Origin of the sequence: Clostridium sartagoforme, assembly GCF_039521405.1 — a bacterium.
GTDB lineage: Bacteria > Bacillota > Clostridia > Clostridiales > Clostridiaceae > Clostridium > Clostridium sartagoforme.
In genome coordinates this window covers 19506-42508 of the sequence record NZ_BAAACH010000039.1, presented here as the reverse complement: position 1 = coordinate 42508, position 23003 = coordinate 19506, and the positions used below count along the sequence as shown (strand labels likewise).

Sequence of the window (23003 nt, the reverse complement as noted above, 5' to 3'; positions counted from 1 at the left end):
GATTAATACTCTACATTATAAATTACTTAAATACTAATTTTAATTAAGTGTAGGGTATTTATTGCAGCTTATATACTAATTTACTATACGAGGTAATTCTATGTTAGACAATAATTCTTTTATTCCTCTATTATTATCTTTAATAGCTGGGATGTCCACAATAATTGGAGCCCTTATTGTATTTTTTTCTAAAGCTCAAAATAATAAACTTATAACTTTCGCCTTAGGATTTTCTGCCGGGGTAATGATTACCGTTTCATTCACAGACTTATTTATTTCTGCTGAAGACACTTTAATGAAATTCACTGGTAAGTTTAATGGAGTTATATTATCAATATTCTTTTTATTAATTGGAGCATTTATGGCCCTATTAATAGATCAGTTAATTCCTGATAAGCCTAATATTATTCATTCATCTGGGAAATTATATAGGGTTGGATTTGTATCAATGATTGCCCTAATGATACATAACTTTCCTGAAGGTATTGCTACATTCGTATCAGGCTATGAAAATACTACTTTAGGTATATCAATAGCTTTAGCAATAGCACTTCATAATATTCCTGAAGGCATTTCAATAGCTATGCCTATATATTACTCTACTAAAAGTAGATATAAGGCCTTTAAATATACTTTCTTTTCTGGTCTTGCCGAACCAATAGGTGCATTGCTAGCATTTCTATTTTTAAGACCATATATAAATGAATTAATCTTATCAGTAATTTTCGCAGTAGTGTCAGGTATAATGCTTTATATTTCATTTGCTGATCTTATACCTGCTTCTAGACAATATGGGTATAATAAAATTCATGTATTTTCAATTTTTTTAGGAATATGTATAATTCCATTAAGCCACATTTACGTGCATTAAAGGTACTCTCAACCAATGAAAATTTAATTATCAATTCTTAATGGGCTGTCTATGCGACAGCCCATTTATCTATCTTCCATCTTCAACCATAAGATATCCCATATTAGGCTCCTTGTTTACTAAACCTATAATATATATGGTATAAAATTTTCCATTTCTAAGAGTTTTTTGACTTATATATCTTGACAACCCTATTATGGCTGAAAAGCTAAATTTAAAATCATATATTGCTGGTGATAACGGATAATATCCAGTTTTTTCTAAATACTCTACATTTCCGAAAAGTATCGTATTATTTGGCAATGATAATGTTAATAAAGGTGCATTAGGTGATAAATGTATAAATCTTAAAAAACAACTTGTTAATTCCCCCTCAACACTTGCATCATTTAATACAAATATATCAATATTATTATTTAAAGATACTATACTAATGGTGCTTGTAGTATTAGGTAAAATTTCTATAGTTTTACTAAACAAAGGTCTAGCATAAGTCCCTGCAGAATATATTTGAACTTCATAACTATCTGATGATATATTTTCATAGCAGGTTATATCTGAAAATACTAAATTTTCTCCCATTAGATTTCCTGTTAAATAAATATCTACAGCTTGTTCTGATGGTATAGCATGTAAAATCCTTATTTTGCTTTGTAAGTTTGGTAAATTTTCACTAAATAACAAATCTATTCACCTCACTCTTTATTAGAAAACTTTAAAGTTAAGCTAATTATTTTCCTTATTATTAAGGAAGCTATTGGATACGGAATTTTATATATTTTTAATGTAGACATTATAGAACCATAATCTTCCTCTATCTTTTTGAAAATATTATCTATATCGCTATTATTAGATTCTCTATAAATACTTTCATAATCATTTCCTAAGTCTAAGTCTCTTAAAATTTTCATATGAGGAGGTTCGAAGCTATATTTATCGCTATTTATTGATTCATTTATTTTTTCATAATCTCTTATATAATCATCTATATTTTTATTAATATTATAATTTATATCCATAGGATCTAATTTAAAATTATTTTGGAATCCACTATTCATATTAACTGAATTCGGTATATCATAAGTTGGTGGTATATTAGCAGGTTTCAAATTAGTATTGTTTGGATATCCAAAAGTAGGAACCATATTTGTAAAATTCATATTTGTATTAATCGGCATTCCAAATGCTCCTTCCATAGTCATAGGAGCCATGCTAATAGGGTTCGGAAATCCATAGGTTGGTACCATATTTGTAAAATTCATATTTGTATTATTAGTCATTCCAAACCCACCATCCATGGTCATAGGAGCCATACTAGTAGGATTCGGGAATCCATAGGTTGGTACCATATTTGTAAAATTCATATTTGTATTATTAGTCATTCCATTAGTCATACCTATATTTGTAGAATTCATATTTGCATTAGGAGAATTCATATACATAGGAATAAAGTTGTCATTATTTAAATAGTCAGAATCTATATAAGAAAACTCATTAGTATTTATATTATCATTAATATTCTGCCAACTACCGTTAATACTATTTGTATTATTATTTGTAATGTCATTTGGCATTCCAAACATTCCAGTATTCATATTTCCGTTTGTTGTTCCAAACATTTCATTTCCCATATTATTGCTTTCCCATACATTATTCATGTTATTAATATCACCTGTATTAGACGTTGAATTTAAATTCATATTAGTTCCTATATTATTTAAATTATCATTTGAACATTTGGCCTCTTTATTATATGAATATAGCTCTTCCGAAATAGTTTCTGATGGATACTCCAACTCAAAATTGTTATTTCCATTGCTATTATTATTTTGATTATTTTTTGTTCCATAGTTACTATTATTCATACCATTATTAGATAAAATACTACTAGATATATATCCACTCCCATTAGCAGTGCCTTGATTATAGCTATTAGTAATTGTATTAGTATCATAAGTATTAAGTGTATTTTCACCTGTATAACTAATGCTTGGTATATAATCTATTGATTCTAGAAAACTTTCATCTAATTTTTCACCATTTTTAGGTGAAGAGAATCCTAATATAAAATTATTAGTCATACTACTTATATTAGGAGAGTTCATATTTACTATTGGAAACCAACTAGAATCTTTTTCTGCAAATGGCTCTTTTATATTTAAAGGTATAAACTTTAAATCGTCATCATCTTCTTTTCTATTTGAATTATTATAATACATATATTTCCTCCAAAAAATCTTTCATTATAAGTATATGTTTTATATTTATATATGTTTCCTAATATTACATTAGAACCTACTACTTTTTACTTTAATAATCACCATCAATATATTAACTGAATAGGATATATGGGAGGTAGTGCTATGTTTAATTTAATGGATAATTCTTTACGAAATCTATTTATAGGACTTGATAAGAAAGTTCCTATATTAAATAAAAATTATATAATACCAATTAATTTTGATAATGCTGCTACAACACCTGTATTCAAAAGTGTTGTAGATAAAATTACTAAAGCATGTGAGTTTTATGGTTCCATAGGTCGAGGCCTTGGACAAAAATCAGAGTATTCTACAAAACAATATTTAGAATGTAGAAATTATATACTTGATTTTTTTAACGCTCCAAAAGATAAGTACACTGTTATATTTGTAAATAATACTACTGAGGGAATTAATAGGTTATCAAATATATTAATAGAAAATAAAAATGATATAATTATAACTACGCGAATGGAACATCATTCCAATGACCTCCCTTGGAGAGGAAAATGTAATTTAAAATATATAGAAGTAGACAATAATGGTAGATTAAATCTAGATGAGTTACAATACTTACTAGAAAAATATAATGGATTAGTTAAATATGTTACAATTACTGCTGCTTCAAACGTAACAGGATATATAAATGATTTGTCCTATATATCAAAACTTGTTCATAGTTATAATGCTAAGCTAATAGTAGATGGTGCTCAAATAGTAGCTCATAAAAAAATTAATATAAAGGGTTGCTCTACCGATGATTCTATAGACTTTTTAGTGTTTTCTGCTCATAAAATGTATGCTCCATTTGGAAGTGGTGCAATAGTTGGTTTAACGGAAACCTTTGAAAGATTAAATTCTGATTTTAAGGGGGGAGGAACTGTAGAAACTGTTTTAGATGATTCTGAAATATTATTACCACCTCCTGAAAAAAATGAAGCAGGTAGTCCTAATTTTTTTGGAGCAATTGCATTAGTAGAAGCAATGAAGGAAATTGATAGAATTGGATTTGATACTATTGAAAAAAATGAAAAGTTATTGTTAAAAAGAGCATTGAACGGATTAAGCTCTATACAAGGGGTTATAAATTATGCTGATATTGAAAATATAGACGACAGGCTAGGAATAGTAGTTTTTAACATTGAGGGAATGTATAATGCTGAAGTAGCTAAACTTTTGGCTGATCTTAGAGCAATAGCTGTAAGACAGGGAGCTTTTTGTGCGCATCCTTATGTAAAGAGATTGCTTAATTTAACTAATTCAGACTCTGTTAGGCATTTAGTTGATTCAACATGCAAAATGCCAGGAATGGTTAGAGCAAGTTTTGGATTATATAATTCGCTTAGAGAAGTGGATTTCTTTTTAAATACTGTGGATTTAATATGTAGATTAAGATCTTAAAATTTATTTTATATTTTAAGAGTTAAGCTAAAATAGAATATCTTAATAATCTAAATTACAAAGTCTCAATTGAGACTTTTTTGCTTAACTCTTCATAATTTGATTTATTTTCTTCTTGCTATTAAAAATTTTATTTTTATTCCTTGTTCACTAAACATATTTTCATGTTCTGTTCTAACATTTCCTTCAAAGTCACTATTATGTAAATCATATGTAATATATTCAATCTCAAAATTTGTTTCTTTAAAATACTCTACCGATTCTTCAAATAATTCATCATCATCTGTTTTAAAATATATTGTCCCATTTTCTGATAAAAAGTTCTTATAATTTTCTAACTGTTTAGTATAGGTAAGCCTTCTTTTTTTATGTCTTTCTTTTGGCCATGGATTACAAAAATTTATGTATATTCTTTCTATAATATCTTCTTCGCTAAAAACATCATTAATTAATGATATTTCTTGTGCCATTAGCTTTAAATTATCTATGTTTGTATATTTATCATTATATGCCTTTTCTATATTTCTTTTTGCTAGCACTAATACCTCATCTTTAATATCAATGGCTATATAATTTATATCCTTATTTTCTGAGCCATGAACAGCTATAAATGTTCCTTTACCACATCCAAGTTCCAAATATATAGGATTATCATTATTAAACAACTTTCCCCAATTTCCTTTATTATCACTTGGATTTGTTATAAAAAAATTGCAATCTTCTAATTCAGGTCTAGCCCATGGCTTTTTTCTTAATCTCATTTTATTCACTCCATATTATATATATACCTCAATTAATAACTAAATTATTATAATCTATAAGATTAAAATTTATTAAGCTTATTTAAATAAAGTATTAAAATTAAAGCACATATATTATTTAATTTTTTATATAAATTACTAAAATACTATTCATACTTAAAAGCTATAAATTTCAAAAATAGCTTATTTAAACATATAATATTTGTTACAACTTATATAATTCATAATTATTATACATTAATAATTAATAGTTCACAATTCATTGCTTACAGTTTTTTCAGTTGATACTAAAACTATTAGCAGATAGCACTTTAGTATATTTAATACTAATTATATTACTTATATACATCAGCTGCTAATGCTTCAAGTTTTTCATAATCTAATATTGTATAGCAATCATTTTCTTTCATTAAAATATTTTTATCGCATAAATTATTTAATGTTCTTAATAAATGTCTATAACTTGTTCCTAATAGTTCTGAAATTATAGTTAAAGTTTCGTCAAATCTAATAACTTTACTATTAGAATTTCCAATAGAAATAATATAACTTGCTAATCTGCTTTCTAATGGATACATTAAATTTATAGCTGAATTTCTTGAAGATCTTTTCAGCTTTTTCCCTAATGAACTACACAAAAAATTCAAAAGCTTCGTATCTTCATGATATATATTCTTTAATGTTTTTAAGGGTATTCCTAAACATACACATGGCTCTATTGCTTCCACATTACAGCTTGCAAGGTCATTAGTTATTAATTCTAGATCTCCTAATGTATCTAATTCTTTATAAAAGTCTAGTAATAATAACTTCCCATTTTTCAAACTTGAATATACCTTTGCTTTTCCTTCTACAAAAAACATAAGATATTCTACCTGACCTCCATCTCTAAAAATTAGTTCTCTTTTGCTAAAAAATAAAAGCTCCAAATTACTTCTTATATTATCATTAAACAAGTCTTCTATATTATGAAGTTTTATATACTTATTTATCAATTCTTTATCTTTTATCCTTCTCATTTTTTCTCCTTAATATAACAGTTTAATTTATATATGATAAGTATGACATATGTCCTAATAAAAATTAATCATTTTATGTTAAATTTATAAAAAAGATTTAAGGAGATTTTATATGTATAACTTTCTATCATTATTTACTGGAATTTTAATAACTCTAATGGTTAGTTTAAATGGAATTTTATCTGGGCGAATAGGCAATTACTCCTCTACTTTAATTGTCCACTTAAGCGGCTTTATTGTTATATCTATATTTATAATATATAAAAAATATAAAATTGATATAAAGAAAAGTATTCCACTAGTTTTATATAGTGGCGGAATAATTGGAGTACTTACTGTGATTTTCAACAATATAAGTTTTAATGTCCTAGGTGCTTCTTTAACTATATCAATAGCTTTATTAGGACAGACATTATCATCTCTAATTATAGATCATTATGGATTGATGAAGATGAAAAAAGTTAAATTTGAAAAGAAAAAACTATTAGGCGTATCTTTTATTATGCTTGGAATCTATATTATGACATTTTTCTAGGAGGTATTTATATTATGTTATATATTTTATTAGCAATTTTATCTGGAGTATCTGTTGTTATATCAAGAATCATTAATTCTAAACTGGCTGAAGAAATTGGAACTTTTCAAGGAACATTTTTTAATTACCTTACAGGTTTAATAACTTCTACCATATTCCTACTTATAACTAAAGATTATATAAATATTCCTCCAATTCATGAATTAAATTTGCCTATATATTCTTATTTAGGAGGAAGCATTGGTATATTGGTTGTTGTTTTATCAAATTATACAACTCCTAAAGTATCATCTTTTTCCTTAACTTTACTAGTTTTTATAGGCCAACTTTCTATTGGAATTATCATAGATTACTTTAATAGTAATACTTTATCAGTAGGAAAATTAATTGGTGGACTGTTCATTTTAATAGGCTTAACCTACAATATAGTAGTTGACCAAAAAATTGAAGAATCAAAGTCTATTGATATGTTAACGTAAATTAATATAAAAAGAAGTTGTCTTAAACTTTAATTTAAGACAACTTCTTTTTATAATTTCTCGTATATATTAGTTTTGACCAAAATATCTATCTAATAATCCCTTAAATGCTTGTCCGTGTCTAGCTTCATCTTTACACATTTCATGAACTGTATCATGAATTGCATCTAAGTTTAATTGTTTTGCTAATGTTGCTAAGTCTTTCTTTCCTTGGCATGCTCCATGTTCTGCATCTACTCTAGCTTGTAAGTTTGCTCTTGTATCTGCTACTACTACTTCTCCTATAAGTTCTGCAAATTTTGCTGCATGTTCTGCTTCTTCAAATGCTATTCTCTTATATGCTTCTGCTACTTCTGGGAATCCTTCTCTATCTGCTTGTCTTGACATTGCTAAGTACATTCCTACTTCTGTACATTCTCCTACAAAGTTAGCTTGTAATCCTTCCATTACTCTTGGATCTACATCTTTTGCTACTCCTACTCTATGCTCATCTGCCCATGCTAAATCTGCTGATTGTTCCACAAACTTATCAGCTCCTACCTTACATACTGGACATTGTGCTGGTGCCATATCCCCTTCATGAACGTATCCACATACTGTACAAACAAATTTCTTCATAATCTAAACTCCTCCTAATTTCCACATTATTTATATAATTAGATTATATATAATATTTATTAAATTATATATAATCTCTTTTCGATGTTTTTATTATATAATAATAATTATTACTTGTAAATAGTTTTTCTTAAATTTAATAAAAAATTTCTAATATTTAGTATTATACTATACTTCGTAAAAATATAATTAATTTATAATTAGCTTTAATACTCATTTAATATGGAATAACATTATATAATTATAATCAAAGGGAATCTAAAATCAAAAGAAGATAGGTAACAAGTGATAAATGTTAGATTTTTAAAATAAAACATCTATTACTCAGTACCTATCCCCTATCATCTATAAGATCAAAAAACTATTATTTGTCTATTTCAAATTTTGAACCTTATACTTATAAAACTTGCTACTACCATATTTATTAGTGTTTTATACTAATTACTTAGTGCTATTCACCAATATATTAATCTCTATATTTATTTACTTCTTTTTTTACGGATACTAATAGCTTATTAAGTTCATGTATTTCTCCATCTTCTATTAGTTTATTTAATGAACTCTCATACCTACTTGCTTCTGCAAATTTCCCAAGAGACGTTAGCGTTAATATATTATGCATTATACTTGATATTATATCAGATTTTATTTCAAATAGTTTTTGAGCATCTTTTATTTCGTCCTTTATATCTAACATTTGTTCATCTAACTCAAAAGCTGCATCTGCTGCCTTCTTTAGTTTTTCTCTTACATTGTCAGGCAGTTGCTTTTTATATTTATAATTTAAAGAATGCTCTATTGTTGCCCAAAAATTCATGGCTAAAGTTCTTATTTGGAATTCCGCTAAAATTTCTTTTTGCCCTTCTGCCATATTAATTGGATATTTTATTATCATATGATAACTTCTATAGCCACTTTCTTTTACGCCTCTAACATAATCTTTTTCATAAAGAATTTGCATATCCTTCCTTGCTCTTAATATTTCTACAACTCTATCTATATCATCCACAAATTGACACATAATTCTAATTCCAGCTATATCTTCAATTTCATATTGAAGTCTATCTATTGGAATCCCAAATTTATTAGCTTTTTCTAGAAGGCTTGATATCTCTTTTACCCTTCCGGTAACAAATTCTATTGGGGAGTATTCATTTTTCTTTCTATATTCTTTTCTTATGCTTCTAAGCTTTACCTTTAATTCATCTACAGCCTGTTCATAAGGCATAAAAAAACTTTTCCAATCTTGAATCACCATATTTTATCACCCTTTTCAAACTTCACCTTAATCATTATATCAAAAATCTTTAAATGTGTAATCAAATTGTTAATTGAAATAAATATAATTTATTTCAATTTTATTTGTAAATGTTTTATAAACAAACTATATACAATATGATATAATTATATATGAGTTGTAATAAAACATTAATATTTAACTAAAATAAATTATTTTACACCTATATTCTAAGTTTTGCGTAGCAAAACCTCATCAATTGTTAACTATCAATTGTTAATTAAATTATATATGTAAAAATTAGAGGTGATAACTTATGATAAAGAATTCAGCAGATATCAATGCTAAAGATTTGATAAACAAAGACGATAATAGTAACACAATTAAAAGTTTATTTCTTAAAGAAATATCCTGTCCAGTTTGTAAAAACTCATTTAGAACAGCAAGTGTAAAAGTTAATGCACCTAGAATTGCATCAAGGGACTCAGATTTATTTATAAGATACTCTGTTATAAATCCTTACCTTTATGAGGTCTGGCTATGTCCAACTTGTGGTTATGCAGCTTTAAAAGTAGATTTTAGTAAAATAAGAGAATTTCAAATAAAGCTTATTAAAGAAAAGATAACACCTAAGTGGGTTAATCGTGAATATGATATTCCTTTTACTGAAAAAATTGCGATTGAAAGATATAAGCTAGCTTTACTTAATGCCTTAGTCATTGAAAGTAAAAGTAGTACAAAGGCTATGATTTGTTTGAAAATTGCTTGGATGTATAGGTTACTAATGGATGAGGCTAATGAAAAAAATTACATAAAGCAATCATTAGTAGCTTTTAATGATACATTTATAAATGAAAAACTTCCAGTCTATGGACTAGATAGATTTTCTATAATGTTCCTTATAGGCGAGCTACATAGAAGAATAGGGGAAGATTCCTTAGCACTTAGATGGTTTTCGGAAGTAATTACATCTATAGGTGCTCCCCAAAAAGTAAAAGAAATGGCTAGGGATGGAAAAGATAAAATTAGGAGGTACTAAAATGGGTTTATTTTCTAAATCAAAAAAGAAGGAAGTTGACAATACAAACGAAAATATATCTAATGAGTTTGTAGCAAACAGTATCAATGAAAAGGAAAATACAAATGAGAATCTAAAAAATGAAATGGTAATGCTAAGTGAAACTAGCTCTAGTATATCTAGTGCTATTCAAGATGTTAATAGCTCATTATCTAATTTGACTAATGCTACGCTTACACAAGCAGAAGAAATTAATAATGTAAATAGTATTTTAGAAAACTTCAATACTCGTATGGAGCAATTAGCTTATAATGTTACTAATGTTCAAATAACAGTTTTAGATACAGATAAAGTGGCTGATGAAGGTTTAAATACTTTCACAGACTTAGATGAATCATTAAAGTCTTTACAACATGCGTTTACAATAGTTAGTGCAACAGTAAACTCGCTTGTTTCAAAACTAGAATCTGTAAATACAATAACAGATTCTATAAGCCAAATTGCAAGTCAAACTAACCTACTTTCTCTTAACGCTGCAATAGAAGCTGCAAGAGCAGGGGAAGCTGGTAGAGGTTTCTCTGTAGTAGCTGGGGAAGTTAGAAAACTTGCTGAAAACTCAAAGCAATCTGTTGAAAGTATCACTAAAATATTGGATGATATAAAATCTGATATACTTGATACTTCAAAGGCTATGCAAGCTGGTAGCTCTGCAATAGATAATCAACAAAAAACATTAATTAGTACTAAAGGTAGCTTTACAAATATAAAATCATCTATTAGTGATTCCATTAAAGAAATAGAGGACTGTATAGGAAACTTAACAATAGCTTCTTCTGAAAAAGATGATGTTTTAGCTATAATAGAAAAAGTTTCTACTCTTTCTCAAGAACATTCTGCTTTATGTGAAGAAATTGCTGCAAATATGGATATTCAAACAACTAGTTTAGAAAAACTTGACTCTACTATATCTTTATTAAATTCTGAAATTTAAAATCATTTATATATAATTTATATAAATAATAAATGGCTGTGCATAACTAATTTAGTGACATTAGTTATACACAGCCTTATATTTTAATCGTTTTTAAGAATTTTTTAATATATAAGTTTTTTATTAAATAAATAAATTGATATTAGCATCATCTGCTTCACCAAGATAATATCCAACTCCACCATAAGTTATTCCATCTATTAATTCTTCCTTTTTTATTCCCATAACATCCATAGACATTGTGCAGGCTACTACTTCTACGCCATTTTTTATAGCTGCATCCATTAACTCTTCTAATGATTGAATGTTTTTATTTTCCATGACCCCTCTAATCATTTTAGCACCCATTCCGCCCATATTCATTCTTGATAATCCAAGCTTTTTACTACCTCTTGGCATCATCATTCCAAAGGCTTTCTCTATTATATTTTTAGGTGTTTTTATTTTTTCAGGCTTTCTTAAAATATTTAATCCCCAGAATGTAAAGAACATAGTTACCTTTTTTCCCATTGTAGCTGCACCGTTGGCAATTATAAATGAAGCAATTGCTTTATCTAAGTCACCACTAAACACAACCATAGTTTGACCATTCTTACTTGGGACTGTAGTACAAGTATTAGAAATTTCAGTTCCAGATAGAATTTGCTCTGAACACTTCATAATTGTTGCTTCTATAATACCTTTATTTTTGTCTAAACTCATAAGTCTATTATTAGTTTTCTTAGTCCATGCTTCTATATCTCTGCAAAATCCCTCATCTGATACCTTTACTTTTAAAACTTCTCCATCAATCATATCATCCATGGTTGCCTTTACTTGCATTAGAGGACCTGGACAAGATAACCCAGTTGCATTTAACTCTCTTACTTTATCAGCTGCTACCTCTCTCATTACAGAATCTCTCTCCTCACTGTTATTTATATTATCAATTTTTCTATCTAATACTTTAGCCTTATAATTCCAATTCACATAAGACTTATATCCACCATTTAAGTTTCTAACTTTAAATCCATTGGCTTTTAATATTCTTGCTGCTATATATCCTCTAATTCCTACTGCACAATAAACTAAAATTTCTTTTTCTCTATCTAGCTTATCTAAATTATTTCTTAAGTCATTAACAGGTATATTTATTGAATTTTCTATTTTTCCAAGTTCAACTTCTTGTGCATCTCTTGTGTCTAATAATATTTGTTTTGACTTATCAAATTTATCTAAATCTTCTATGTTTATAACATCTACTAGTCCTTTGTTTTGATTTTGAGCTATAAATCCAGCCATATTTGCAGGAGATTTTGCTGATAGAAATGGTGGTGCATATGCAAGTTCTAGCTCTGCTAAATCCTCCATTGTACCTCCAAACTTAATTGATGTTGCTACTACATCTATAAATTTATCAACACCTTCATATCCTAAAGCTTGAGCTCCTAAAACTTTCCCTTCAAGATCATATATAACCTTTATTGTTAAAGGGGTTGCATCTGGATAATACCCAGCATGGTTCATTGGATGAAGATAGACTTTATTAAATTTAATTCCATATCGACTTAAAGTTCTTTCGTTATTTCCTGTAGATGCTGCTACCATATCAAATATCTTTATTATTGATGTCCCTAAGGTTCCTTTATATACAGAATTTAATCCTGCTACATTGTCTGCTATTATTCTTCCTTGCTTATTAGCTGGTCCTGCAAGTGGTATAAAAGCTTCCTTACCATTTACATAGTCTCTTACATTTACTGCATCTCCAGCTGCATATACCCCTTCTTTATTTGTTCTCATATACTCATCTACTATTATATGTCCTCTTTGACCAAGCTCTATGCCGCTATCTTTTATAAACATAGTATCTGGTGTTACTCCAATCGCTGAGACAACCATATCAACATCTATTTCTTTTCCACTTTCTAATTTAACCTTTATTGACTTATCTACTTCTTCAAATCCATTAACTTTCTCATTCAGCATTATACTTATATCATTTGAGTTTAACTCTTTTTCGATTAGACTTGAAAACTCTGAATCAAAAGGTGCCATAACATGTGGCGCTGCTTCTACTAAAGTTACTTCAATTCCTCTTTCCTTTAAATTTTCTGCCATTTCTATTCCTATAAATCCACCGCCAATAACAACAGCAGATTTAGTATCTCCAGAATCTACAAATGTTTTTACTTTATCTATATCTGCAACATTTCTAACGGTAAATATTTTATTACTATCTATTCCTGGCAAATTAGGTCTTATTGGTTTTGCTCCTGGTGCTAAAATTAAATAATCATAACTTTCTTCATATTCTTCATTATTAACTTTTTTTACTTTTACCTTTTTATCATCTGTATTAATTTTTATAACTTCACTATTAATCCTTACATCTATATTAAATCTGCTCTTCATTTTTTCTGGAGTTTGAAGCAATAATGCATCTCTTTCTTTTATTACTTCTCCAACATAATAAGGAAGACCACAGTTTGCAAAAGAAATATATTCTCCCTTTTCAAACATTATTATTTCTATATTTTCATCCAATCTTCTAAGTCTCGCTGCTGCAGATGCTCCACCCGCAACTCCACCAACTATTAAAACTTTTTTATTCATTGAAATCCTCCTAAATTTAATCAAATTATTTTATTATAAATTCTATAATTTGTTTATTAATATATTATAATAATACGATATTTGTTTTAAATTTTAAGAACAGCTTAAAGGTAGCTGTTCTAATTTAATAAGTAAAACTTATTAACAAATTAAGCCAATAATATATACTATCACCTTTTATATTAGAGCTTGTATAATTTTTTCTACTCTTTCATCTACTACTTCATAAACTATTTCAAGTCCGTTTCTTTCACCTTTAATTATTCCTACACTCTTTAACTTTTGGAGATGTTGAGAAATTGTAGATTGAGGCATACCTAAACAACTATGCATATGAGTTACATTGCAAGAACCTTTTCCTAAAAGATTTTTTACTATACAAAGTCTAACTGGATGAGCCAAAACTTTTAAAAATTCTGCTACATCTTCGTATTGCTTATAATTACCATCCAAGATATCACCTCTTCTCATTCACTATATTTATTATGCTTTTAATTGTTATTAATATATCAATAATATTACTATATTCAAATTTTAAGATATTGTTACTATAATGTCAATACTATTTTAAAAATTCCAGTTTTTTATTTTAATTTTTCCTCTTCCTAATTCTAATATTCCCCTTTTTTCTAATGACTTTAAACTCCTGCTAACCACTTCTCTAGAAGATCCTATATCAGCTGCTATTTTTTCATGTGTTGTATATATTATTTTACTATTATTATTTTCTTTCATTCTTTCCTTAAAATAACCAATAAGTCTATTTTCAATACTATTAAAAGTCACTTTTTCTAAGCCTTCAACTACATTTTCAAATTTATCATAAAGATTTTTAAATATATATTTTAAAAAACTACTATTATCTAATAGATATCTTTTTGAAAAATCCATTGGAAGCAAAGCAATTATTGCATTTTCTTCAACATCTGAAAATGACTTTTCTTCAGAATCAGTTAATGCGCATAATATAGTATTAAAACAGTTATCGCCCCTGCCTAATCTATATAATGTTATTTCCTTTCCATCATCCCCTATCTTATATACTCTTATTTTCCCTTCCAGTATAAAGGAAAATCCTATACAACTTTGTTTATTATTAAACATACTTTCTCCAGCTTCATAACTTTTTATTGCTATTTTACTAAAAAACTTATTTAATATGTCTTCATCTAATTCTTGTAAAAAAGGATAATTCACCATTAATTCTTTTCTTAAATCCATATTCATACCTCTTATAAATTTTAATATATTAAAATACTAAGGAATTGATATAATCATATTCTCCTAACTATAAGTTTTATACTTTTTTATGCAAAAAAAAAGTAAAACTAATTATATTTTAGTCTTACTTTTTCTATTTATCAACATATTTGATAATTACTTATAATTTATAATCCTAATATAGAATCAATTCTATTTTTATCAAAGCCAACAACAATTTTACCATCTATATCTAAAACTGGTACTCCCATTTGTCCACTTTTATTTACCATTTCTATAGCTGCTGCTCTATTTAACCCTACATTTACTTCTTCATAATTTATATTATTACTTTTTAAGTAATTTTTTACTTTAGTACACCAAGGACAAGTATTAGTTGTATATAATCTTATATTGCTATTCATTTATATTTCCTCCAATATCATATTATTTATTTATGATATAATTATATTCTTATATCCTTGTTTTGACTGTAACAAAGTCACAAAACTTACGTTTTTCTATAATAAATAGAAAGACTATATACTACCTATATTTATACTATTGTTTTTTCTTCTGATCTTATTGTTTTTATTCTAAAAATAAAATAGTAGTACTTACATATTATAATTACTACAATCCCCATCCTTATGAACATGTTGTTTAGCAATATTAATGGGAATGCCAACATAAAATCTGCAAATACTAAAACACTTATCTTTTCTTTTAGTGTCATAGCTCGCTTATTCACAAATGATTCCAAGTGATTTTTATATAGCTTTGTTCCTATAAACCAATAGTTAAACCTATCTGATCCCTTTGCAAAGCAATAAGATGCTAATAACAAAAATGGAGTTGTTGGAAGTATTGGAAGCACCACCCCTACAGCACCCAAAATTGCTGAAATTAATCCTATAGTTATATAAGTATATTTTTTTATCGACTTCATAATAATATCTCCCATTTTAATAGTATTTAACTTAATAAATAATAGTTATATATCTAATTACTTACATTATAATATTTTACAAAGCAAAATTTCTAGTTTGTAGTGCACAAGGTACAGTTCACAGCGCATAATTCACAGTTCACAGTTTTGGGAATAAAGTAACAGAGAACAAGCTCAATTATAGTCTGCTACACTTAACTAAGTTTTTAATTTCCATCACCAATTATTTTTTATCAATAACGTAATTCATTATTAATTTAAATTCTTAATATAAGTTGGCGAAGGTAAATAGACGGTGAAATAAGCATATTTATTTATCGTAGCCTTTATATTCTCAATTTAAATCTTATATTATATTTCTTATTATTTCCTCTAAAGAGTGAACTGTGCTATTATGATTATTTATTATTTTTATATTTTTTCTATCTGCTTCTTTTTTTGCCTTTCTCACCATTTTATGAGATACTACATTAGTAAATAATATTATTACATCTGGATTCCCTATTTTATCATTAAGTCCAGCCTTCATTTGTGTAAATATTTTGGCCTTGCAATTATATTTTTTACAGACATCAAGATATTCTCTACTCATTCTGTCATGTCCCCCAACTACAACTATACTCATTTATATCTTCCTTCTTTCTATTTAAATATATAATTGGTCATAATTATAAAAGCTTATATTACTAATTATTTTATCTATAGGAATTCCACTTAATATGTTCTTCATAGTTTTTTCTCTAATTTCATCATAGTTTTTAAAAACTCTCTTAGCCTCTTCATAATTACTGTAGACTTTCCAATATCCACAACCTAAACACCTCTTACTGCTACATTCCATAAAATCTTTTACATCATCAATTGGAATTCCTAGAAAAATACCTAGCTCATGTGGACAATTAAACTCTTGATATCTTTCCTTTAACTGCTGAACATATTCATAAATACTGTCTTCTTTTTTATAACCTAGCATATTTAAAAATTCTATATTTTCTTTTTTTAAAATATGCTCTTTAAGTATATTTTCATTGTATACCAATATTATTGAGGCGTTTTTTTCTTCTCTTAAACAAAGTGATTTTAAATTTATATTTTCTAAAAAATCTTTTCCATATTTTATCCAACTTTCATATGTGTTTTCTGGAGATTTTTTTATTGTTAAAGTAACTGAAGGTTTTACACCTGCTATTACTAGAGAACTATTATATACTAAAAAATTTTTTATAGCTTCTCTATCCTCCATACTTTGTAAGCTTTTATAAAATTCAACCTTTTCCATACCATAACACCTCTTTAATAATTAATGATTTTTATATTAAATTTACTTTTTATTCATTTTGCTAATATTGATTTTCATTATCAATTAGATATTATAATATAATTATAGTTTTGTCAATATTTACTTTATTATGCATTGTAACTATTTTCATAATGAATTTGTTTATAAAAAGGACATATGTAAGTTTAGATTAAGAAAACTTACATATGTCCTTTTTCTGGCTGAGGTAAAAAATCAAAAAAATAGGCTATATATAACTGATTAATATAGCCTATTCATATTTATACTTATTTTGTTAAATGGGCTGCCTCACCTACTGAATCCTTATCAAAATACTTAATAAGCATTAAAATTGCTAATGCAACTATTGCTACAAATACTAAAAATTGTATTACATAGCTTGCTGTTAATCCGCCCGTAACAAGAGTCGCTATAAATCTAAATAAGTATGCACCTACCCATGCTAAAACAAATTGATATACTATTGATATAGTCATCATTTTATTCCCATATTCTTTTCTCATAACTCCAATAACTGCAAAGCATGGAGTATATAAAGATACGAAAACTAAGAAAGTTAAAGCTGTTATGCTTGTAAACATTGTTGGTAATATAAGTGCTAAATCTCCATAAACTATTTCCATAGTTCCTATAATAACTTCCTTTGCCGCAAGCCCAGTTAATATTGATACTCCTGCTTCCCAAGTACCAAATCCTAGAGGCTTAAATATTGGAGCTACTATACCTCCAAGTTTTGCAAAGAAACTTGTGCTTATCTCATCTGTATACCCACTCATATTGAAGTAAGTTAAGAACCATACTACTATTGAAACTGCAAAAATTAATGTTCCTGCTCTAACTATAAATCCTTTTGATTTATCCCAAGCATTTAATATTATACTTTTTAAACTTGGAAGTTTATATTCTGGTAATTCTAAAATAAATGGTTGTTCATCTTTTTTAAACAATGTATTTTTAAATAGTAATCCAACTAGGATAGCTATAACTATTCCTAAAAGATAAATTCCCATTACCACTAACTCTTGATTGGTACTAAAGAATATTGATGCGAATAAAGCATATACTGGTAAACGTGCTCCACAAGATACCAATGGTGCTATTAATGCAGTCATTTTTCTATCCTTTTCACTTTCTAATGTTCTTGTTGCCATTATAGCTGGTGCAGAACATCCAAAGCCCATTATTATAGGAATAAATGCTTTTCCTGATAATCCTATCTTTCTCATTATTCTATCCATAAGGAAAGCAACTCTTGACATATATCCACTATCTTCTAAGAATGATATTCCTAGGAAAAGAGCAAATACTATTGGGAAGAATACTATTACTCCTCCAACACCTGCTACAACTCCATCAAGAATTAAAGAGCTAAACCATATTGAGGAATTTTTCAATAATCCTTCTACAAAAGGTGTAAAAGTGTCAGCTACAAAAGCATCTAATCCATCTGCTAAAGGTTGTCCAAACCAACTGAATGTAAATTTAAAAATTAAAAATAGTGCTAATAAAAATATTGGGTAAGCAAGGATTGGATTAAGTACTAGTTTATCTATTTTTTCACCTATATATTTAGAATTTCCTTTTCCTTTTGAACTTTTACTTATAGCTTTATCTATATATGAATATGCTTCTTTTTCTGTTTTAAAAGACATTGTATAATTTGGTGTAATTTCTTTTGATTTCTTTATTACTTCTTCTATATTATCTAAACCTTCTTTTGTTTTTGCTGATATAGGTAATATAGTAACTCCAAATTCTTTTTCTAATTTGCTATAATCAATATCTAGTCCTCTTTTTTTAGCTATATCTATCATATTTAGAAGTATCACTATTGGCTTATTAAATTGCATTAATTGAGTTGTTAAGTATAAATTTCTCTCTAAATTTGTTGAGTCTACCACATTAATTATTACATCTACATCTTCATTTTCTAAATAAGCTCTTGCTATTTTTTCTTCATTAGAATAAGTATCCATAGCATATATACCTGGTAAATCAACTATTTTTATATCCTTATTCATAAATCCGTATTTTTTGTCTATAGTTACTCCAGGCCAATTTCCTACATATTGTTTTGAACCTGTTAAAGCATTAAACACTGAGGTTTTTCCTGTATTAGGATTACCTATTAATGCTGCATTTATCATATCCCCCACTCCTTATACATTTAAATATATATTTTTTGCATCTCTTTTTCTAATTGCTAAATCAAAACCTCTAAAAGATATTAACATAGGATCTCCAAGAGGTGCTACTAGTTTTATCTCTATCGGTGTCCCCTTCACACAGCCTAGAGCCATTAGCCTTTTTGCTAATCTAGGATCTCCTAATATTTCTTTAACTATACCAGATTGACCAACTTTCATATTGTATATAGTCACATCATTTCCCCCTTACAGTATTTTCTATATCTATAATTATACTCAATTGATATTGAATGTCAATAACTCTAAGCATATATATAAAAAAATTTGTTAGTTTTTTAACTAATATTTAGAAAATAATAAATGTAGCTGCTACAAAATTAAAAATGCAAAATAAAAAAACTCCCTCAGGAGTTTTATAGACTAAATTATCAATTCTTAATAGAGCTGCCATTAGGCAGCTCTATATTTTATACTATTCTCTTTGGATCGAAATTTAAAAAATCACAAGATGTCATTATATATTCTATCCCTTCATGTTCTTCATTAACTACATTAGATAATGAAGGCCCATGTAAATGTCCATATATAACTTTTTCTACATTATATTCCTTGAATAATTCTGTGAAAGCTGATTCTTCTCTTTTTTCATTCATTGGCGGATAATGTATCATTACTATTATTTTTTCATATCCATCTTCTTTAGCTTTATCTAATGAAAGCCTTAGCCTTATAAGTTCTCTATGGAATATTTTTTTATCTTTTTCTGTAAATTTATCGCTTCCTTCTAATATCCATCCCCTTGAACCACAAATTGCATAGTCTTCATATGTATAAAAATTATTTTGAAGAAATTTTGTATTTTCATACATGTTATTAAGCTTTGATATTCCACTCCACCAATAGTCATGATTTCCTTTTGATATAATCTTTTTCCCTGGTAATTTATCTATCCAATCTAAGTCAACCTTGCTTTCATTTGCTCTCATTGACCATGATATATCTCCTGCTATAAGAACCATGTCTTCATCTGTAATTTTATTTATCCAATTTTCTTTTATTTTTTCATCATGCTTCAACCATTTTGATCCAAATATATCCATAGGTTTATCTGTTGTAAAAGCAAGATGAAGATCTGAAATAGCGTATAAGGCCATTTACTTACTCACCTTTCCGACATAAATTTCTTGGCATTGAATGCTTAATATTCTTCTATTACTTATCTAAATCTGCAACATAAGCTATAATATGTGCTACAGCTTCATAAAGCTCAGAAGGTATATAATCTCCTATATCCACATTGCAAAGCAAATCTGTCAATTCTTTATTATACACTATTGGAACATCATTTTCTTCAGCTTTTTCAATTATTTTATCTGCAATATGCCCCATTCCACTTGCTGTAACAGTAGGTGCCATCAAATTTTCTTCATATTTTAATGCTGCCGCTTTCTTTCTTGATTTCATAATTTCCTCCTAGGATCTTTAACTAGACTCTCCTATCTATAGATATTCCTGATGCTGAGCTAAAGAATTCTCTACATGTTGTTAATGATACTTCTTCTTCTTTCTTCGAAACTTTAACTTCAACTAAAAATCCTAAATCTTTAATATTATTGACTAATTTAGTCTTTGCTATATCTATTATCTTTACAAACTTTTCTTCACATTTTAAATCTATATCTATTTTTTTATCTAAAACTTTCATATATCCATCTACTATACCTAAAGTTTTAGTATCAATTGTAATTACCATTTTAACATTTGTGCTATCTATTCTTTTTCCTTCTTTTCTATTATCTTTTACAATTATCTTACAAGGGTATTCTCTCTCCCTTATATTTACAGGAATATCTGCATAATAATATTCTGAACTTATTTTATTAAATATTTTTATATTATTTATATTGTTTTTTATAATATCTAACACTTTTTCTGAAACAATAGAATCACCCTTTATATTAGAAATTATATCTTTAATTATTTCTTTATTATCTTCTGCTCCTTTATTTAATGAGGATTCCACTAAATTTTTTGTTGGAATATTATTATTTACATTTTTGCTTAATATATTATTTGGATTTATTTGTTCCTTATTACCATTGACTTCTTGTGAAACTTTGCCACTAATATCATTATTTAAGTTTGCTAAATTCTCTTTCGTTATACTTTTATCTGTATTATTTAATTCTACTTCTGTAATTTCTTGATATTTCAAATTTATAATATCCTTCAATTTAAAAAACTCTTCTTCCGTTAAAGTTATACCTTTTCCCATAACGCTTGAAAGAACTTTTTCTAGTTCTCCTTTACTTAAGTCTAAAGCTCCTATTATCCCTAAAGCTTCATTATTACTCTTATTTAAATAATTATTAAAATCATCTACAATATCCTTTGCTCCAATTTCATTAAATTGAAATATAGTATCTTTAATCATAGATATAAATTCTTCTGGTTTTAATGAATTTATAGAATTTAAAGTTCTATCAAATTCATTGCTTGTAAACTCCATTCTTCTATTATTTAATATATCTTTTAGAGAAATATTAATAAGGTCCTCATTTTGTCCTGAAAGTGATCTTAATAAAGATAGTACGCTAACCTTAGAAGATAATATATCTCTTTTTTGATATACATCATTCGCTAATTTATTATTTGTGTTGGATTCTTTTTCATTATTTTCCTGTACATCTAATTTAGGTGTAAGTGCTTCACCCAAATCTTCTTGTACCTCTAATTTTTTTATATTACCATCCATTCTAAAATTTAAATTTTCTTCACTTACCTCTTGTGTAATTTTCTCTTTTACACTATTTGACATAACTTCATTATTTAATATTTCTTCCTTAGATTTAGATATAGAGTTTGAAATATCCTCAAGCAATTTTGATATATTTTCTTTTCCTTTAAATATATCCTTATATCCCTTTATATTCTCTTTAGTAAATTCTATATCATTTTCAAAAAATAATAAAATATCTTCTTTAGATAAAGTTTTAAATTCGCTTAAAAACTCCTTTAAAATATTATTTATTTTTCTTCCCTCTTCGCTATTTTGAGATATACCTTTACTCATTAAGTATTTATTTGCAAACTCCTCTATTTCTTTTGGATCTCCTTGTATTTTGTCTAAAAACTGAATTAGCCCTTTAATTTCTTTTATATTTTCCTTAGTAAGTGGAATTTCAAATTTTATCATTGATTTTACTAATTGAATATCTTCCTTTTTTAATCCTAATTTTGAGAGTATTTCCTTTAACTCACTTTGGGAAGCTTCTTCTCCATTTACATTTTTTTCGATAAGCTTTAACTTTAACTTGCCACCTTCAAAACCCTCAACTTGAAACCTTTGTAATCCCTTATCTAAAGAGTCCATATCTCCATCTATTTCTGCTGAAAATTCCCATCCATCTATTAATCTTATAGTTGCTTCATTACTTCCTTCTTTTTTTATTATCTTCCCAGAAAACTTTTCACCAGTATCAAAGGTTAACTTACTAGATATTCTTTTATTATTAATATTATAGTTATTCCCTACATTAAATACTCCTGGCATATCTTCACCCCGTAAACACTTATATATTATTTATAATATCGAATGTATAAGAGACTTTCTTAATAGAA

24 protein-coding genes are annotated in these 23003 nt (G+C 27.1%); 6 read left to right on the top strand and 18 right to left on the bottom strand.

Annotation, left to right across the window (positions count from 1 at the left end; translation table 11 throughout):
- Positions 1 to 100 precede the first annotated feature (100 nt).
- Complete coding sequence (gene zupT, locus ABDZ60_RS17425; RefSeq protein WP_343779889.1) at positions 101 to 871, top strand: zinc transporter ZupT; 771 nt, start codon at positions 101 to 103, stop codon at positions 869 to 871.
- A 69-nt stretch (positions 872 to 940) separates the two neighbouring features.
- Here zupT and ABDZ60_RS17420 read toward each other — a convergent pair whose 3' ends face one another.
- A complete protein-coding gene (locus ABDZ60_RS17420) occupies positions 941 to 1555 on the bottom strand; it encodes a DUF4397 domain-containing protein (RefSeq protein ID WP_016207705.1) in 615 nt (204 codons plus the stop codon).
- An 11-nt stretch (positions 1556 to 1566) separates the two neighbouring features.
- On the bottom strand, positions 1567 to 3090 hold the full coding sequence (locus ABDZ60_RS17415; protein WP_343779887.1) for a hypothetical protein: 1524 nt from the start codon (positions 3088 to 3090) through the stop codon (positions 1567 to 1569).
- A 144-nt stretch (positions 3091 to 3234) separates the two neighbouring features.
- Between ABDZ60_RS17415 and ABDZ60_RS17410 the strand changes: the two genes are divergently transcribed.
- Positions 3235 to 4533 carry an aminotransferase class V-fold PLP-dependent enzyme gene (locus ABDZ60_RS17410; RefSeq protein WP_343779884.1) on the top strand — a complete coding sequence of 433 codons (1299 nt, stop codon included), beginning with the start codon at positions 3235 to 3237 and terminating at the stop codon, positions 4531 to 4533.
- Positions 4534 to 4637: 104 nt separating this feature from the next.
- On the opposite strand, the gene trmB is transcribed toward ABDZ60_RS17410, so the two are convergent.
- The gene (trmB, locus tag ABDZ60_RS17405) at positions 4638 to 5294 is read right to left on the bottom strand and encodes a tRNA (guanosine(46)-N7)-methyltransferase TrmB (RefSeq protein ID WP_343779882.1); all 657 of its coding nucleotides are present in this window, start codon (positions 5292 to 5294) and stop codon (positions 4638 to 4640) included.
- 335 nt (positions 5295 to 5629) lie between these two features.
- The gene (gene yeiL / locus ABDZ60_RS17400; protein WP_343779879.1) at positions 5630 to 6313 is read right to left on the bottom strand and encodes a transcriptional regulator YeiL; all 684 of its coding nucleotides are present in this window, start codon (positions 6311 to 6313) and stop codon (positions 5630 to 5632) included.
- Between the two features lie 112 nt (positions 6314 to 6425).
- On the opposite strand from yeiL, the gene ABDZ60_RS17395 reads away from it, so the two are divergent.
- Together ABDZ60_RS17395 and ABDZ60_RS17390 are read left to right on the top strand one after the other, a co-directional pair.
- On the top strand, positions 6426 to 6848 hold the full coding sequence (locus tag ABDZ60_RS17395; protein WP_047000355.1) for a DMT family transporter: 423 nt from the start codon (positions 6426 to 6428) through the stop codon (positions 6846 to 6848).
- 14 nt (positions 6849 to 6862) lie between these two features.
- Positions 6863 to 7327: a DMT family transporter gene (locus ABDZ60_RS17390; protein WP_343779876.1), complete on the top strand. Its 465-nt coding sequence runs from the start codon at positions 6863 to 6865 to the stop codon at positions 7325 to 7327.
- 69 nt (positions 7328 to 7396) lie between these two features.
- On the opposite strand, the gene ABDZ60_RS17385 is transcribed toward ABDZ60_RS17390, so the two are convergent.
- Together ABDZ60_RS17385 and yjbM are read right to left on the bottom strand one after the other, a co-directional pair.
- Positions 7397 to 7945, bottom strand: a complete 549-nt coding sequence (locus ABDZ60_RS17385) for an NADH peroxidase (protein ID WP_343779874.1) — start codon at positions 7943 to 7945, stop codon at positions 7397 to 7399.
- A 466-nt stretch (positions 7946 to 8411) separates the two neighbouring features.
- Positions 8412 to 9203 (bottom strand): GTP diphosphokinase, encoded by a 792-nt coding sequence (yjbM, locus tag ABDZ60_RS17380; protein WP_047001879.1) that lies wholly within the window; start codon positions 9201 to 9203, stop codon positions 8412 to 8414.
- Between the two features lie 295 nt (positions 9204 to 9498).
- Here yjbM and ABDZ60_RS17375 point away from each other — a divergent pair, with 295 nt between their 5' ends.
- Together ABDZ60_RS17375 and ABDZ60_RS17370 are read left to right on the top strand one after the other, a co-directional pair.
- On the top strand, positions 9499 to 10221 hold the full coding sequence (locus ABDZ60_RS17375) for a DUF2225 domain-containing protein (RefSeq protein WP_343779870.1): 723 nt from the start codon (positions 9499 to 9501) through the stop codon (positions 10219 to 10221).
- 1 nt (position 10222) lies between these two features.
- Positions 10223 to 11191 carry a methyl-accepting chemotaxis protein gene (locus ABDZ60_RS17370; protein ID WP_343779869.1) on the top strand — a complete coding sequence of 323 codons (969 nt, stop codon included), beginning with the start codon at positions 10223 to 10225 and terminating at the stop codon, positions 11189 to 11191.
- A gap of 123 nt (positions 11192 to 11314) precedes the next feature.
- On the opposite strand, the gene ABDZ60_RS17365 is transcribed toward ABDZ60_RS17370, so the two are convergent.
- The 12 genes from ABDZ60_RS17365 to ABDZ60_RS17310 form a co-directional block, all read right to left on the bottom strand.
- The gene (locus ABDZ60_RS17365) at positions 11315 to 13786 is read right to left on the bottom strand and encodes an FAD-dependent oxidoreductase (RefSeq protein ID WP_343779868.1); all 2472 of its coding nucleotides are present in this window, start codon (positions 13784 to 13786) and stop codon (positions 11315 to 11317) included.
- Between the two features lie 177 nt (positions 13787 to 13963).
- On the bottom strand, positions 13964 to 14239 hold the full coding sequence (locus ABDZ60_RS17360; protein WP_343779867.1) for an ArsR/SmtB family transcription factor: 276 nt from the start codon (positions 14237 to 14239) through the stop codon (positions 13964 to 13966).
- A 114-nt stretch (positions 14240 to 14353) separates the two neighbouring features.
- Positions 14354 to 15007, bottom strand: coding sequence for a Crp/Fnr family transcriptional regulator (locus tag ABDZ60_RS17355; RefSeq protein ID WP_047001883.1), 654 nt, complete (start codon positions 15005 to 15007; stop codon positions 14354 to 14356).
- 167 nt (positions 15008 to 15174) lie between these two features.
- A complete protein-coding gene (locus ABDZ60_RS17350) occupies positions 15175 to 15411 on the bottom strand; it encodes a glutaredoxin family protein (protein WP_016207719.1) in 237 nt (78 codons plus the stop codon).
- A gap of 131 nt (positions 15412 to 15542) precedes the next feature.
- Entirely contained in the window at positions 15543 to 15935 is a 393-nt protein-coding gene (locus ABDZ60_RS17345) for a YbaN family protein (RefSeq protein WP_016207720.1), read from the bottom strand.
- 346 nt (positions 15936 to 16281) lie between these two features.
- Entirely contained in the window at positions 16282 to 16560 is a 279-nt protein-coding gene (locus ABDZ60_RS17340; RefSeq protein ID WP_047001884.1) for a DUF2325 domain-containing protein, read from the bottom strand.
- Positions 16561 to 16581: 21 nt separating this feature from the next.
- The gene (locus ABDZ60_RS17335) at positions 16582 to 17214 is read right to left on the bottom strand and encodes a DUF3793 family protein (RefSeq protein WP_343779862.1); all 633 of its coding nucleotides are present in this window, start codon (positions 17212 to 17214) and stop codon (positions 16582 to 16584) included.
- Between the two features lie 287 nt (positions 17215 to 17501).
- Positions 17502 to 19382, bottom strand: a complete 1881-nt coding sequence (feoB, locus tag ABDZ60_RS17330) for a ferrous iron transport protein B (RefSeq protein WP_343779860.1) — start codon at positions 19380 to 19382, stop codon at positions 17502 to 17504.
- 12 nt (positions 19383 to 19394) lie between these two features.
- Positions 19395 to 19616: a FeoA family protein gene (locus ABDZ60_RS17325; RefSeq protein WP_047001887.1), complete on the bottom strand. Its 222-nt coding sequence runs from the start codon at positions 19614 to 19616 to the stop codon at positions 19395 to 19397.
- Between the two features lie 233 nt (positions 19617 to 19849).
- Complete coding sequence (locus ABDZ60_RS17320; protein WP_047001888.1) at positions 19850 to 20536, bottom strand: metallophosphoesterase; 687 nt, start codon at positions 20534 to 20536, stop codon at positions 19850 to 19852.
- A gap of 58 nt (positions 20537 to 20594) precedes the next feature.
- On the bottom strand, positions 20595 to 20846 hold the full coding sequence (locus tag ABDZ60_RS17315) for an EscU/YscU/HrcU family type III secretion system export apparatus switch protein (protein ID WP_016207726.1): 252 nt from the start codon (positions 20844 to 20846) through the stop codon (positions 20595 to 20597).
- A gap of 22 nt (positions 20847 to 20868) precedes the next feature.
- Positions 20869 to 22935, bottom strand: coding sequence for a PC4/YdbC family ssDNA-binding protein (locus ABDZ60_RS17310; RefSeq protein ID WP_343779855.1), 2067 nt, complete (start codon positions 22933 to 22935; stop codon positions 20869 to 20871).
- Between the last annotated feature and the right edge of the window lie 68 nt (positions 22936 to 23003).

Bases quoted from the DNA above. Each gene is read 5' to 3' on its own strand.
- ABDZ60_RS17390 (WP_343779876.1), top strand. From the start codon at position 6,863: ATGTTATATATTTTATTAGCAATTTTATCTGGAGTATCTGTTGTTATA.
- ABDZ60_RS17315 (WP_016207726.1), bottom strand. From the start codon at position 20,846: ATGAAATCAAGAAAGAAAGCGGCAGCATTAAAATATGAAGAAAATTTG.
- ABDZ60_RS17415 (WP_343779887.1), bottom strand. From the start codon at position 3,090: ATGTATTATAATAATTCAAATAGAAAAGAAGATGATGACGATTTAAAG.
- ABDZ60_RS17335 (WP_343779862.1), bottom strand. From the start codon at position 17,214: ATGGAAAAGGTTGAATTTTATAAAAGCTTACAAAGTATGGAGGATAGA.
- yeiL (WP_343779879.1), bottom strand. From the start codon at position 6,313: ATGAGAAGGATAAAAGATAAAGAATTGATAAATAAGTATATAAAACTT.
- trmB (WP_343779882.1), bottom strand. From the start codon at position 5,294: ATGAGATTAAGAAAAAAGCCATGGGCTAGACCTGAATTAGAAGATTGC.
- ABDZ60_RS17345 (WP_016207720.1), bottom strand. From the start codon at position 15,935: ATGAAGTCGATAAAAAAATATACTTATATAACTATAGGATTAATTTCA.
- ABDZ60_RS17385 (WP_343779874.1), bottom strand. From the start codon at position 7,945: ATGAAGAAATTTGTTTGTACAGTATGTGGATACGTTCATGAAGGGGAT.
- feoB (WP_343779860.1), bottom strand. From the start codon at position 19,382: ATGATAAATGCAGCATTAATAGGTAATCCTAATACAGGAAAAACCTCA.
- ABDZ60_RS17355 (WP_047001883.1), bottom strand. From the start codon at position 15,007: ATGGATTTAAGAAAAGAATTAATGGTGAATTATCCTTTTTTACAAGAA.
- yjbM (WP_047001879.1), bottom strand. From the start codon at position 9,203: ATGGTGATTCAAGATTGGAAAAGTTTTTTTATGCCTTATGAACAGGCT.
- ABDZ60_RS17365 (WP_343779868.1), bottom strand. From the start codon at position 13,786: ATGAATAAAAAAGTTTTAATAGTTGGTGGAGTTGCGGGTGGAGCATCT.
- ABDZ60_RS17320 (WP_047001888.1), bottom strand. From the start codon at position 20,536: ATGGCCTTATACGCTATTTCAGATCTTCATCTTGCTTTTACAACAGAT.
- zupT (WP_343779889.1), top strand. From the start codon at position 101: ATGTTAGACAATAATTCTTTTATTCCTCTATTATTATCTTTAATAGCT.
- ABDZ60_RS17395 (WP_047000355.1), top strand. From the start codon at position 6,426: ATGTATAACTTTCTATCATTATTTACTGGAATTTTAATAACTCTAATG.
- ABDZ60_RS17340 (WP_047001884.1), bottom strand. From the start codon at position 16,560: ATGAGTATAGTTGTAGTTGGGGGACATGACAGAATGAGTAGAGAATAT.
- ABDZ60_RS17350 (WP_016207719.1), bottom strand. From the start codon at position 15,411: ATGAATAGCAATATAAGATTATATACAACTAATACTTGTCCTTGGTGT.
- ABDZ60_RS17370 (WP_343779869.1), top strand. From the start codon at position 10,223: ATGGGTTTATTTTCTAAATCAAAAAAGAAGGAAGTTGACAATACAAAC.
- ABDZ60_RS17410 (WP_343779884.1), top strand. From the start codon at position 3,235: ATGTTTAATTTAATGGATAATTCTTTACGAAATCTATTTATAGGACTT.
- ABDZ60_RS17310 (WP_343779855.1), bottom strand. From the start codon at position 22,935: ATGCCAGGAGTATTTAATGTAGGGAATAACTATAATATTAATAATAAA.
- ABDZ60_RS17375 (WP_343779870.1), top strand. From the start codon at position 9,499: ATGATAAAGAATTCAGCAGATATCAATGCTAAAGATTTGATAAACAAA.